At 38.6% G+C, this 14,656-nt stretch carries 11 protein-coding genes; all 11 read right to left on the bottom strand.

Features of this window, described 5'->3' with window-relative positions:
- Window positions 1–46: 46 nt before the first annotated feature.
- Complete coding sequence (locus tag AB7942_RS21260; RefSeq protein WP_088084841.1) at window positions 47–820, bottom strand: IclR family transcriptional regulator; 774 nt, start codon at window positions 818–820, stop codon at window positions 47–49.
- A gap of 165 nt (window positions 821–985) precedes the next feature.
- The gene (locus tag AB7942_RS21265) at window positions 986–2,173 is read right to left on the bottom strand and encodes an amidohydrolase (protein ID WP_369448434.1); all 1,188 of its coding nucleotides are present in this window, start codon (window positions 2,171–2,173) and stop codon (window positions 986–988) included.
- Window positions 2,174–2,233: 60 nt separating this feature from the next.
- Window positions 2,234–3,670 (bottom strand): MFS transporter, encoded by a 1,437-nt coding sequence (locus tag AB7942_RS21270; RefSeq protein ID WP_369448408.1) that lies wholly within the window; start codon window positions 3,668–3,670, stop codon window positions 2,234–2,236.
- A gap of 335 nt (window positions 3,671–4,005) precedes the next feature.
- A complete protein-coding gene (locus tag AB7942_RS21275; RefSeq protein WP_369448409.1) occupies window positions 4,006–6,342 on the bottom strand; it encodes a helix-turn-helix domain-containing protein in 2,337 nt (778 codons plus the stop codon).
- A gap of 61 nt (window positions 6,343–6,403) precedes the next feature.
- Window positions 6,404–8,002: a glucose PTS transporter subunit IIA gene (locus AB7942_RS21280; protein WP_369448410.1), complete on the bottom strand. Its 1,599-nt coding sequence runs from the start codon at window positions 8,000–8,002 to the stop codon at window positions 6,404–6,406.
- A gap of 279 nt (window positions 8,003–8,281) precedes the next feature.
- The gene (locus tag AB7942_RS21285) at window positions 8,282–10,351 is read right to left on the bottom strand and encodes a HAMP domain-containing sensor histidine kinase (RefSeq protein ID WP_369448411.1); all 2,070 of its coding nucleotides are present in this window, start codon (window positions 10,349–10,351) and stop codon (window positions 8,282–8,284) included.
- Complete coding sequence (locus AB7942_RS21290) at window positions 10,338–11,024, bottom strand: response regulator transcription factor (RefSeq protein ID WP_369448412.1); 687 nt, start codon at window positions 11,022–11,024, stop codon at window positions 10,338–10,340. Before AB7942_RS21290 ends, AB7942_RS21285 begins: the two co-directional genes overlap by 14 nt.
- Before the next feature lie 329 nt (window positions 11,025–11,353).
- Window positions 11,354–11,833, bottom strand: a complete 480-nt coding sequence (rlmH, locus tag AB7942_RS21295) for a 23S rRNA (pseudouridine(1915)-N(3))-methyltransferase RlmH (RefSeq protein WP_214716222.1) — start codon at window positions 11,831–11,833, stop codon at window positions 11,354–11,356.
- A 101-nt stretch (window positions 11,834–11,934) separates the two neighbouring features.
- Window positions 11,935–12,093, bottom strand: a complete 159-nt coding sequence (locus tag AB7942_RS21300) for a CxxH/CxxC protein (protein WP_088084854.1) — start codon at window positions 12,091–12,093, stop codon at window positions 11,935–11,937.
- A gap of 154 nt (window positions 12,094–12,247) precedes the next feature.
- On the bottom strand, window positions 12,248–13,489 hold the full coding sequence (locus tag AB7942_RS21305) for a S1C family serine protease (protein WP_335401026.1): 1,242 nt from the start codon (window positions 13,487–13,489) through the stop codon (window positions 12,248–12,250).
- 367 nt (window positions 13,490–13,856) lie between these two features.
- Window positions 13,857–14,651 (bottom strand): MBL fold metallo-hydrolase, encoded by a 795-nt coding sequence (locus AB7942_RS21310; protein ID WP_369448413.1) that lies wholly within the window; start codon window positions 14,649–14,651, stop codon window positions 13,857–13,859.
- Window positions 14,652–14,656 lie beyond the last annotated feature (5 nt).

Below are 14,656 nucleotides of genomic sequence, written 5' to 3' on the forward strand. Positions count from 1 at the left end.
GTCCTTTTTCATTTTAGCCATAACGAAGATCCATGATATCCATCCTTCAATATTTGTTATTAAAGTGCTGGTTAATCGTTTGACATGTATGAAGGAGGGCAGCCGCTAGCTTCTCTTCATTGCCATAAAAACGAATGGAGGGGAGCGGAATCGAGATAGCACTTAAATTTCCCATTCGATCAAAAATAACTGCGCCCACTGCACAAATTCCTTGAATGTGCTCTTCCCTGGCAAAAGCTACTCCCTCTTTACGAACCACTTCTAATTCCTTTAACAGTTCATACCGACTTGTAATTGTCTGATCATTGAACTGTTGCATGTCCAGCGGTATTAATTTCTCAACCTCTGCTATAGGTAAGGAGGCAAGTATCGCCTTTCCGTTTGCCGTGCAATGTAATGGAAAAGACGCACCAGGTTGTGAAGTTGCTTGCAATGGATGCGGTGCGATTATTTGATCCACAAAAAGCACCTTACTGTTATCTAAAACGGACAGGTCTACCGTTTCATTAACTTGACGTGATAGTTCTATTAAAAATGGCCTGACTTCTTCTCTTAAATCACTCTGGACCGCAGCCGCTAGCAACGCAATCTCTGGCCCAAGACAGAAACCTTCATTAGCGGAAGCTGCTGAAACTAACCTCTCCTGTTCAAGAGCAGTCACAATTCTTTGAACCGTCGATCTGGCCAGACCTACTTCTTTAGCAATTTTCGATAGGCTTAATCCTTTTGGATGGTCTCTAAGAGCCCTTAGTATTTTAGCCGCACGAGTGATCACTTGTATATTGGATGTTTTCGTTTGATCCTGTTTATCGTTGTTCAAAAATATGAACTCCTTCCTCCAATCTATTCCTTCTATTATAACTGAAATTGGTCAAATGGTATCCAGTTTCTACAAAGGTGGTACTAATATCGCGTCACTGTCCATGCAAAAAAACCTATCACAAACTGAATCTAATGGCGGATGTGATAGGTTTTTTTATATTTTTTAATCTAATTGATAATAACTGCAAACCACTTGTCCAACAGCTTTAGCAGCTACTAGGAGTGCATCTTCATCGATATCAAATTTTGGATGATGATTGAAGTAAGGATTTTCTACTCCTTTTGGTGTGCATGCGATGTAAAAGAAGCAGGCAGGGAATTTTTCAGCATAATAAGCAAAGTCTTCGGATGGAGACATAGCCGGAAATTCTTTTACTTCTTTTATATCTTTATCATTCATGCTTCGTAAACTTTCTGCAACCATTGCCGTAAGCTCCGGGTTGTTGTATAAAGGTGGATAATCTGGAGCATAAGTAAGCTCACATGTTACGCCAAATTCTTCTTCAATTCCTCTTACAATCCGTTTAACTTCTTTCTCAATCGTTTCTTTTGTTTCTACAGTCATATAGCGAATATCGCCTTCAAGTTCGACGCTGTCCTTGATTACGTTGAATGTCCCTTTTCCATCAAAAGATCCGATTGTGATCACACCGACATCGAATGGACTTAATCTGCGGCTAACGATGGTTTGAGCAGCTGTAACAAAATGTGCAGCAGCAACAATGGCATCGTTTGCTAAATGAGGAGAAGAACCATGTCCACCTCTTCCTTGCACTTTCAATTTCATGTAAGCTCGTCCATTGAAGGAATACCCCGCATGATATCCTACTGTTCCCGCAGGCCCCATCGGTAACAAATGAATGCCATAAATGGCATCTAAGTCATCAATCAAGCCAGATTCTACAATACTTTTTGCCCCACCTGGCGGAACTTCTTCTGCATGTTGGTGAATGATTTTGATGGTACCTGGGATGGAGTCTTTTAATTGAATTAAGCAATCAGCCAAAACTAACAGGTAAGCCGTATGTCCGTCATGTCCGCACGCATGCATGACACCTTCATTCTTTGACTTAAACGGCACATCTGTTTCTTCTGCAATTGGAAGTGCATCAAAGTCAGCACGAAGACCAATGGTTTTTCCAGGTTTTCCACCTTTTATCGTTACGATCATACCATAACCATTTCCAACATTCGTTTGGATGTCAACATCTTTCCCTTTATAAAAATCTGCAATATACTGAGCCGTTTTCACCTCTTTAAAAGAGATCTCAGGATTTTCATGTAAATGGCGGCGGATTTCGATTATTTCTTCCTTACGTGATTCTAACATGCTCATTAATTCGCTTTTCATCATTTTCGTCTCCCCTTTTGATGGCAAAGAATGAAAGGAATCTCCATTCTATTCTTTCAATTAGTGACTTTCTGACGGTGTTGGTGTTGGTGTGCGTCTTGACTTTGTCGATGAAGCCTCTGAAGGTTTTCCTGCACTATTAGGAACCATAATCATAATCGAAAGAATAGAAAGTACCCCAAAAATCACGTTTACAATGATCCCAATGGATGCAGCAGTCTCAACACTTCCAGCCGCTGCAACTGAACTATAAACCGTTGCGGAAATGGCAACACCGAATGCTCCGCCTAGTGAGCTTGCCATTTTATAAATCCCAGCTGCTTCACCCACTTTGTTGGATGGGGCATTGGATACGGATGTATCTGTAGACGGCGTCGCATATACCCCAAGTCCAAGACCAAATAAGGCAAACCCAATGAATACGACAACGGTATAAGCAAAATCAGGCAAGAAGGTTAGACCCATAACCGCTACACCAACAGTCGTGATAACAGCGCCCCAAATCATTGGTAATTTCGCACCCACTCTTTGCAGGATTTTCTCTCCGACACGAATCATGCCAAGCACCGCCACTAAGTATCCAATGGATAGCATCCCTGACTGAAATGCAGTGAATCCTCGACCGACTTGAACATACGTATTTGCCACAACGAGCGTTCCGGCTACCGCATTTAACAAAAAGTTTGAGTATGTGGCACCAGCGTATGGTTTATTTTTAAATAAAGAGAAATCAATTAGTGCAATCTTTTTCCTTTTTTCAACTTTGAAGAAGACAATAGCTCCAATAATGGTAATAATGGCAGAGATGATGGAAGTTGGGCTTGTCCAGCCTAAGTCCGCACCGAATGTAATAAAAACGTTTAATGCGATCATGGTGACGATAAAGATAGCTAAACCACTATAATCGAATTTAAACTCACCGGTTCCTTCTGCTTTACTTTCAGGTGTATCTTTAATCAGCCACATGGCGAGAAGGGCAAATACAATAGAGAAGATAAAGATCCATCTCCATCCCATATAAGTTGCAATGGCACCACCTGCAAACGAACATACCCCTGAACCGCCCCAAGATCCAATGGACCAGTAACTAAGGGCACGTTGTCTGTCTTTTCCATCAAAGTAAGCTTTCATTAAGGCAATCGTTGATGGCATAATACAAGCTGCGGAAAGTCCTTGAATGATACGTCCGATAATTAACAATGTCGCTCCTTGCGCTAATACTAGGCAAAGGGAACCGACAACGCTTAAAATTAACCCGAGATAGGTAATTTTTTTTCGGCCAATTTTATCTGCGAGCCCACCAGCCGCTACGATAAACAATCCAGAAAATAAGGCTGTTAAGCTGATGGCTATATTCAATGTTCCGGATGTAATCCCCAAATCTTCTTGAACGGCCGGGACCACATTGACCATTGCTTGTGCAAAAAGCCAAAATGTGATAACGCCGAACACAATCCCTGTGATCATCTTATCTGTACCTTTATAATTTGTATCCATGGTTAAACCCCCTACACTTTAATTAAGTTTGTATTCTCCTAATGAATGAACCTTAAAGCAATTAATAACTAACAGGAACACATGGTTGTGTTTCTATACCTTGATTATAAAAATTTAAGCGTATTTAAGTGAGTCAATTTTTATGTAAATCAACCTAACAAAGTGTAAAATAATTAACCTGCAGTTTTATGAGGTAAAAATAATAGGGTCGATTTTTGCCATTCCCAACAAGTAAAGGGTCCACCCCCGCCACCCTATATACATTTCAAGTGTATAAGGCCGCGGGGTTAGACCCTTTTAGGTTGTCCTCATTTCGATATTTATTTGTATCAATCTTATCGATAGGTTTTTCGAATATCGAAAAAGTGAATAGCATTGCTTGTTAAATAGGAATAAAATGACCAATCATCTTCAATGGATTCATCGAAGATTTCTAAGGAAGGCCTGCTGGAATTAATAATATAATCAATAATTTCAGCATCCATACCATGCTTACTGTTCAAGTTCCACCATTTTGTATACAAAGCTCCATGATCTTTATCAAATACATGCTTGCGTATTTGGTATTCCCCTTTAGGTATTCCAGTAATTGTTACGTGAATTTCTTTATTGAGTTTTTGAAGAAAGGTCTCTTCAACGGAGAAATACGGATTGATGATATTACAATTCATCAGAATCAATTGATATCCCCGCTCATTCTTTGTCATTACGTAATCCTGACCATGTGCAACAATCTCGCCATGTAGGCGTTTTAAAAACATCAATGCAAAATACGCTGGGCGTTTTCCGTTTAGATAATGGAATAATTCTACGCCATCCATTCGATAATGCTTATCTTTTCCTGCATCTTCATGTACGATGGTATTAATCCAGAGAGCAACTGTTTTCACGTCATTGGCTATATCTAAGACATTTTTCAAGACCAATGCTCCTCGAAAAAAAGTGCCGTTCGTATACCTAGTATTTCCAGACAACGTGTTCCATGATACGAGATGAAGCGGTTTTTCTATATTGTTCCTTTTTAAATAATGCTTCATCTTATCGGTTTTTTCTTTAATATAATCCTTTGCTAAATCGAACTTGGTATCCGCCATTTCTTTAAAATCAATGACCTCATTTTGGTTAGCGTTATAACCGATAAAATCAATAGACACGCCATAATCTAGCTGCCATGCATGATTATCACTTGTCTTTTCTTTACGGAAAGAAAAAGGCATATACACTCCTACCTGAATGGAAGGTATAATTGTTTTCAATACTTCGTGAAGTTTTATATACACCCTCTGAAGTTCTTTTGCTTCGACTCCAGTATAGTACGGCTCATAAAACATCACATGCCATTGCTTAATAAACAATTCTCCGTACAGTTGCAAACAATGTCTGATGAATTGACTGAGTTTTGTAAAATATCCTTCTTCATTTCTCGAAATATCCATATAATCGGCCCGTACAAACAAAGATAAATCATGCTTTTTCATGAATTCCAAAGCACTATCAATATTAAAATACGGAGATGTTGTCGGAATCTCTTCATCTGTCTCCACTTCAGGAGGAATGGCCGTATTGCTAATAAGATGACGAACTCCGATATACCTTAATTGCAAATCCTTTTTCACATCTAGTACTTGAGATCGAACATCTTCTTTTAATAATTCAATAATTTCTCCAATATTAAGAATGTGATTAGGACAATTTAATTTCATTGCCACAGGTTTGGACAAGTTTACCGGCAACTTTTCATATCTTGTCTCTGAATGGGTATAGGGTTTTTGTTCATCTAAAATCATGCTGCTTAATTTTGCTACAATTTCTGGTGATCGGACAAGATTTGAAGCATCTTCTTTGCTATAGCTTTGAACGGAATCTTCTTTTTTTACAGGATGGCTCTCTCGATATACATGAGGGGTCATTCCGTACACTTCTTTAAAAAAAGTTGATAAAGACTTTGTATTTGGGAAGCCATTATTCATGGCGATTTGCGAAATGGAGTCAGACGTATAAAGCAAATCTTTCATACTATGCTTAAGCCTGATATTCATTAAAAAGCGACTAAACCCCATCCCCATTTTCTGTTTAAAGTAGCGGGATAGATAGCCTGTTGAAAGAAAAAATTTCTTAGCAATCTCCTCTAATGTAATCATCTGGTCATAGTTTTCTTCCATATAGTCAATGATTTGCGATAAACGCAGATCCCCGGTATCCATTTTCTCAAGAACACTGCCTTCTTCTTTAAAACTACGAATCAGGATAAGTAACATTTGACAGATATAGCTTTTCACCTCAATTCGATAGCTTTCATCTTGTCTATAATAACTAATCATCACATTTGCAAGTAGCTTGCGAATTGAAAAAATCATATCTTCTCTTCCCAGATCAATTTCTCTAGAATAGCAGTCAAATCGCCGATTTCGATAGTCTCCGTAATGATGGTCCATGAAGGCATCCGAAATGGTTAGTATCATTACCCTATTATTTTCACTACCCTGGACCTGGTAAAGCTGATTACGATTAATGACAAGCAAATCATTTTCTACCATATGATAAAAGCGACTAGATGTTTCTATTAATAATTCACCACTAATTACCAGAATAAATTGAATCCCTTTATTTACTCTAGGAACTAGTAACTCTATATGTTGAAATGATATTTGAAAATCTGACAATGGATCCAACCCACTCACCCCTAACAAATGTGAACTGTCTTAACGGACACTCCAATCGGCGAGTTTTCATTTATACAACCAGCTTGATTAATTCATCTTTTGCCTGGACTTTCCCATCTATGGCTGGGACAACATCAATATATTGATTGGTATTAGTGATGACTATAGGAGTTTTTACATCAAAGCCTGCAGCTTTAATTTTTTCAATGTCAAAATGAATTAGCAAGTCGCCCTTTCTCACTTTATCCCATTGTTTTACTTGAGAAGTGAAAAATTGACCTTTTAAATTAATAGTATCAACCCCAATACAAATTAAGATTTCAGCCCCATCTTCTGATGTAATCCCAATGGCATGCTCGGTTGGAAATAGAGTGGTAACCGTTCCATCAACGGGTGAGATCACTTCGCCGTTTGTTGGTTCAATCGCAATTCCTTTACCTACTGTCTCAGTTGAAAAAAGCGGATCGCTAATTTCACTTAATGGAACAATTTCCCCACTTAATGGACTTAAAATGGTTTCTCTCTTTACATTCGCTAATCCAAATTCTTTCACCGTTTTGGCAGAGACTGCGTCGCTTTTCCCTTCATATCCAAGTACAAGTGTCAGAACCAATGCGATAACTAATGCCGTTAAAGTACCCATTAAATATATTCCGATTGGTGTAAATACAGGAATCGACAAGAAACTTGGAAGAGCAAATGCCGTCCCTTTTACTTCAAGTGCCCCATTAATCGCTCCGCCAATTGCTCCGGCTACTGCAACAAAAAGCATCGTTCGTTTGTAACGTACTAGGATACCGTATGTGAGGATTTCTGTTGTACCTGCCAAGGCACTAGGGATAAGCCCTGATGCAGCTAGCGTTTTCAAATTTTTATCTCTCGTTTTAAAGAACACCCCAAGACCCATCCCGATTTGAGCGAAAGGAGCAGCTGATATCATCGGACTAAGCGGATCACCGCCAGTCGCAAGATTTGCAATAAATATTGGAATTATGGCCCAGTGGAGGCCTAATATAGTCAAGAATGACCATGCAGCTCCCATCACCGCTCCAGTTAACATTCCACTTTTTGAACTTAAAAATTTGATAACCACTGCTAAGGCCCCGCCCACATATGTACCAAAAGGACCAAATACGAGTACGGTTAAAGGAACAATCACCATTAATGAGATAAGTGGATTTAGAAACATTTGTAAGTCTTTATAAATTACTTTTTTCAAAAACTTATCTAATACGGAATATATGGAAACAGCCATTAATATTGGAAAAACGGTTGAAGAATAATTTGCTAATATAACAGGAATCCCTAAGAAATCTACGTTTTGAGCATTTGCTTCAACTAAACCCGTATAATGCGGTTCCAAAAGTGCTGCACCGATCGCACCACCAACATAGCCGTTGGCTCCCAGTTTTAAGGCTAATGTAATCCCTAGAAAAACTGGGAAGAAATAAAAAACAGCATGTCCAGCTGCAGAAAGAATGGCATAGGTTCCGCTTTTAGCAGATAACCATCCTAAGGTCGATAAAATGGATAATAAGGCTGAAATTAATCCGGATCCCGCAAGTACCCCTAAAATAGGCGCGAAACTTCCACTGATTGCTCCTAAAATTTTATTCATGACCGTTTCTTTTTTTTCTATAGAAGCATCATTCGTATTAATCGCATTCATTTTTTTGATCTCCTTGTTTGAAATTTCACCTTAGATAAAACTATTTTTTATAAGCAGAAACCTTATCTTATGATTTCCGAAAAGGTAGAATTCAAACGAAGATAACCCTTTTTTAAAAATTTTTTAAAATATATAAAAAAGCCTCTCATTACCAAACGAGAGGCTCAAATTTTAGCAGTTATTTATGGTAAGGTTCACCTCACATGTCTAAGTGGCGGTTTTTCTTATCATTCCTATTTGTTTCACGTGGAACAGGCTAACGGAAATGTAATTGATCAATCACTCATTGCTATGTTTAGGCATAAAAATCATGGACTTAAATAGATCCCCATCAATTTGAATTACAAATTTCCCCTTTTGTGCATCAATCAGGCTTTTTGCAATGGATAGTCCCAGCCCGCTGCCTTGACTGGATCTAGATTCATCGCCTCTTTTAAAACGCTCCATTAATTCATCTGCTGAAATATTTAACTCATAAGACGAAATGTTCTTAATGGTAAGCAAGGCTTCGTTACCTAAATCTTCAATATCAATATAGACCCTTGACCCTTTAAGAGCATATTTAAAAATATTGGATAATACGTTCTCAATCGATCTCCACAATAATTTTCCATCAGCTGCAATATAGACCTTTTTTACAGGTTGATTGAACTTAAATTCTAATTCCAGCTCGTTAATCTTTTCACTTACTTCTCCCAGCCCCTGGGTGATTAACGAACCAATATCGATTCGCTCCAACTGTACCGGAATGGTTCCGCTGGAGGCCTTTGCTGCTTCAAATAAATCATCTGTCAGGATTTTTAGTCTTTTAGATTTTTGATCTAGTACTTCCATATATTCTTCTATCTTTGATGGGTTCCTTTCTTTCTTCAATAGATCCACATAAGTGATAATGGATGTTAAAGGTGTACGTATGTCATGGGATACATTGGTGATGAGCTCCGATTTTAACCGCTCACTTTTCAGCTCGCTGTCCACAGCTTTTTTCAACCCATCTGTGATGCTATTAATATCAGCAGCAAGACTGGCAAACTCCCCCTTTTCACCAGCATCAATGCTGTGAGTAATATCTCCATCTTTTATTCTTTTTACCCCATCTCTAATAGCAATAAATGACTGGACTTTCTTTAAGGTAAACCAGGCAGCAATCCCTATGGTGACCGGGAACATAAAGAACGTTAAAGCAATCAATAGTGGATACCCAATTACAATGAGGACTGTCTTTACTCCGACACTTCCGCTATCATAAACATTTCTTACAAATTGAACCAGCCTAAAAATAATTTGATAGATTAAAGTATGCTTGAAGAACGTTCTATTCTTCATACGCCTCACTAGTGAGAATACGAACGAAAACACGGCTACAGAAATTGGGATTGTAATTAAAACTGCCCATTTGGAGACGTTTTGAATGCCCATCTCGGCAAGAATGGCAGCCCATAGCATCAATAGCACTAAACATAACACGAGGTATAAATCAACATATAATTTATCGACTGGATGCAGGTGAAGTTCTTCATCCTTAAAAAACTTTCTACCGCTCACAAGCATCAGATAGAAAAAGAATATTATAAATCCTGCTAAGAATCCTAGAAAATGATAAAAGGCTTTTGTAGCATTTACTTTATTTTCATTCCACGTATTTATTTTCGAATTTAAAAAATCTTTCGTAAAAGCAATATAAATCATATGGTTTTCTGGGCCCAAGTCATCTATTTGCACTGAAACCCAATCCAAGTATTTATTCGCTTCTACTTTTTTTGGATAGACCTCTGTTTTATATCCCTCAAACATCATATAAGATGGATAGCTTTTAAATTGTTCCCTTTCATCCATCGTGCTGTTCGTAAATACATTTACGCCATCGCTTGCATAAAATAATGGATCTTTAACCCCTTCAATACTTTGCAACAGTAATTGGAATTCTCTTAAATCCCTCTTTATCAGCTTATCCTTTACCTGGGCTATTTTTTTAGCATTCTCCACTTTAAACTTTTCGTAGTTCTCCGCTCCACTAAGATTTGGATTATAACTTTTTGAATCCAACTGATAATCAGAAAATAAGTCCTGCTCTTCGATTCTTAATTCTTCCTTACTAATAGTCCCGCCCTTTAAAATATGTTCTTCAGTTTTATATTCTCCCACCAGCCTCGTGAGGTCACTTACAAGCATTTCACTTTCCATTATATATGACTTACTTAGAAAGTAATTGTCCTCAAAAACGATTCCAATATCCCCATCATTCGCCACAACTAAATCGCCAATTGCCTTTACGGCACCTACAAACAAAGCAATCATGATGATAAAAACAATTAGTTTTGTTGTAATAGAATGACTAAATTTTTTCAACCTTATATCCAACTCCCCACACCACCTTTAAATATTTAGGTTCTTTCGGATTGATTTCTATTTTCTCTCTAATTTTTCTTATATGAACAGTTACTGTATTTTCCGGACTAAAGGATGGTTCATTCCATACCTTTTCATAAATCTCTTCGATGGAGAACACTCTTCCGGCGTTAGCAGTCAGAAGTTTTAAGATCTTATATTGCACAGGTGTAAGATGGACAGCCTCTCCATCAACAGAGATGTTTTTGCTTTCATCATCAATTACGAGTCCTCCCGACCGATATACATGGCTCTTGGTTTCAAGACTTCCTAATGTTGTATATCTTCTCAGCTGTGATTTAACTCTTGCGATCAGCTCCAAGGGATTAAAAGGCTTGGTTATGTAGTCATCTGCTCCTATATTTAATCCTAAAATTTTGTCGTAATCCTCAGATTTTGCTGAAAGCATAATCAATGGTATATTATTCTCTTCTCTAATTTTCATAGTTGCTCTTATTCCATCCATTTTAGGCATCATAATATCCATGATAATTAGATGAATCTCCTGATCACCTATAAGTTCAATCGCCTCTAGTCCGTTAGCAGCTTTGAAAATTGAAAAGCCTTCGTTTTCCAGGTAAATTCCGATTGCATCCACAATTGCCTGATCATCATCGCAAACCAATATGTTCATGTAAGCCACTCCTCTAAATTGATTGGAAATCCCAACTCCCCTTTATTATTTATTTTCATGTACTTTACATCTTTCGGCAAACATAAACAAAAGCTGGCGGGAACCGAATGCTGATGAAGTTAATAGTAACGGATATATCTTACGAATTTATGGATAGATTTCTTAAGAATTTCTTAACGTTTTTTAATAGGGGCGATGCTCAGTGAAATAAGGGCGCTGAAAAACAAAAAAAGCAGCCCTAAAGACTACTTTATCAGAAAAACTTTTATTTATATTTTCCTTAGTTACTTTTGAACAGGATTGGGACCAAGATATTTAAAAAGCCGCCTCTATTTATGATAAGGTTCTCCCCGATTAATCCGAAACGCTCTATATATCTGCTCAACGAGTATGAGCCTCATCAATTGGTGGGGGAAGGTCATCCGCGAAAAAGAAAGCTGCTCATTCGATCTTTTTATGACTTCCTCACTCAAGCCCAATGAACCTCCGATCACAAAGGCAATCTTACTTTTTCCATAGGTAGCTAGCTTGTCTAATGAATCAGCAAGTTCCTCGGATGAGCCTAATTTTCCCTGAATCGCTAAGGCAATTACATATGTATCTTGGCTAATCTTTGCTAAAATTCTTTCGCCTTCTTTTTGCTTTACCTGCACCATTTCCAACTCACTTAATATTTCAGGTGCTTTTTCATCGGCAACTTCAATGACATCAACTTTTGCATAGGCAGTCAGTCGTTTTAAATACTCCTCAATACCCTGTTTTAAATATTTCTCTTTCAATTTACCAACCGTAACAATTGAGATATTCACAATCCACAGCCCTTTACAACTTGATTACAAACAGCTTACAAACAAGATATCCACAGAAGTTATCCACATATTCACATTTTTTATCCACATCTTGTATGGAATCATTTGTTCGCCACAACATATGTAGCCGTATTTTGACAATATTCACAGTTTGTTGATAAGTTATCCACATCTATTTTCGACAAAACGGGAAAAGTCTCAAAATCATCCACAATCGTATCTAATGCTATATCCACATGTTCCTCACAGCAATAAATCATTTTCTACTTCACCTTTCCTACACTTATTCATTTCATTAAAGCTATTGTTTACTTTATATCCACCTGTCATACGAAATAACTCAATAACTTATACATCATAACACAAATAAAAACAGGAAAGTGAACGGTTCACTTTCCTGTTTTACCCACGCTTTTATTGAGTTGTTTCTGCTGCTAATCTTAATGTCGTTTGCTTCAACTTACCTTCACGGTAATATTTAATCTCCAATTGCTCGCCAATTTTCTTTTTCTCGTACAAATGTTTCCGAAGATCAATGACGTCGTTAATTTTTTGGCCATCCATCTCAACGATGACATCCAACTCTTGCAAGCCTGCTTGAGCGGCTGGCGAATTTGGTACGACTTGTCGTAAGGCTACACCATAATTGATTGATCGAGGCAATTTCAAAGCTTCTTCTTGGTAGTAGGCTGGAATTTCAGAGACTGATTTTAAATCCACTCCCATATATGGACGTTTGACCGTTCCAAACTTTTCAAGATCATCGATAATTGGCCGGGCCGAATTGATTGGGATGGATAATCCAATTCCTTCAACTGCATTTTGCGCAATTTTCATTGAGTTAATTCCAACTAGCTGGCCGGTAATATTAATTAAGGCCCCGCCGCTGTTTCCTGGGTTAATAGCCGCATCGGTTTGCAGTACTTCTGCATTCCAATCGATTAATCCATCCTGATTAATATCAACCGGAATCGTCCGCTTAAGTCCAGAGATAATTCCTTGTGTGACCGACCCTGAAAAGGTTGCGCCAAGCGGGTTCCCAATCGCGATAACGGGTTCACCCATTTTTAAACTATCGGAATCACCAAATTCAGCTACCTTTTTTATCTTGTCCGCATCGACCTCGAGGACAGCCAAATCAGTCCAGACATCACTGCCGAGCAGCTTAGCAGGGATCTTTGTACCGTCGATCAAGCTTACTTCCAGCTTTGTCGCCCCTTCAACCACATGATGATTTGTGACAACGAAAGCTTTACCCCCAGCCTTCTTATAGACAACTCCAGAGCCTGTTCCAGCGGCTTCTTCCTCTGAATCGGCTTGATCATCTGACCAAAAGCTGGTGGACTGGATATTATTGATTCCGACAACCGCATCAGCTGCTTTTTCAACTGCCTTCGTTGTATTTGTGTTCACATCATAGGAAACCTGTTTTTGGATGATATTCTGATCATTATTATTGTTAGTTGATTCTACTGCATTGTTTTCATTTGTATCAATTTGGTAGGGGAGGAATCCACGATTGGATAAGGCCGGAATAGCAATGATTACTAAAATTGCACCAAGTATCGCACCAACTACGCTGGCTAGGAAAACTCCACCCCTGTTTCCTTTCTGTTCCCTGAAGCGGTTTTGTGAATGATCATCATAATAACCCACTTTACATCATTCCTCACTTTCCGAAAAGATTGCTACCGTTTATTTTGGCTTATAATTATAATTATACTCGTTCATCTATAAATTACTAAATAATTACCTTGTATTAATAAAAACTTACGACTTTGTTCATAGTTTTTTCATAAATTACCGTCTGTTGATTTGCGCTCCAGGCGCTTCGCGTTCCGGGGAGCCTCCTCGGTGCTACGCACCTGTGGGGTCTCCCCAGCCCCGTACTTCCGCAGGAGTCTCGCGCCTTCCGCTCCAATCAACAGAGTGTGTAAAATCAACATTTAGCTTTAACATAGCCTAACAAATAAAAAAAAGAATGAAGCACCCTTTGAAAAGGCTCTTCATTCTTTTGAAATGCTTACACAGCCGTTAAGGCAGTTGGGATTTTCGGGTCTGTATCGTAAAGGCCAAATTGTTCGCCAACAATCAGCCCACGCTCCTGAAGGGTCTGTGTTACCGCCATTTTTGCTAAGTCCTTCATGTTATTATCCATGCTTAAATGGGCAAGATAAATTCGCTTGGTTTGATCGCCAACCACATCACTCATCGCAAAGGCTGCGTCCTCATTGGAAACATGGCCCACATCACTTAAAATTCTTCGTTTAATATTCCATGGGTATCTGCCCATCCGCAGCATTTGAACATCATGGTTGGATTCAAAAATATACACATCTGCATTGGAGATGGTCCCCTTCATCCTGTCACTGACATAGCCTGTATCCGTGATTAAGACAAGTTTTTTCCCTCCATGATGAAAAACGTAAAACATGGGTTCTGCTGCATCATGTGATACCCCGAATGATTCAATATCAACAGCACCAAAGCTCTTCACTGTTTCCATATTGAAAACAAACTTTTGCTCCGTTGGAATCGCCCCGACCGAGTGTTCCATCGCCCGCCATGTTTTTTCATTCGCGTATACAGGCAACTGATATTTACGGGCGAGAACCCCAATGCCTTTAATATGGTCACTGTGTTCATGCGTAACAAATATTCCGGAAAGTTTACTAATATCACGGTCAATTTGTCCAAACAGTGCCTCCATTTGCTTACCGCTAAACCCAGCATCAACTAGAAACGAATGTTCATCAGACTCCACATAAAGGGCGTTTCCCGTACTCCCGCTTGCAAGAATGCTATAACTTAAAGACATGCTAT

Source organism: Neobacillus sp. BF23-41, from assembly GCF_041106275.1.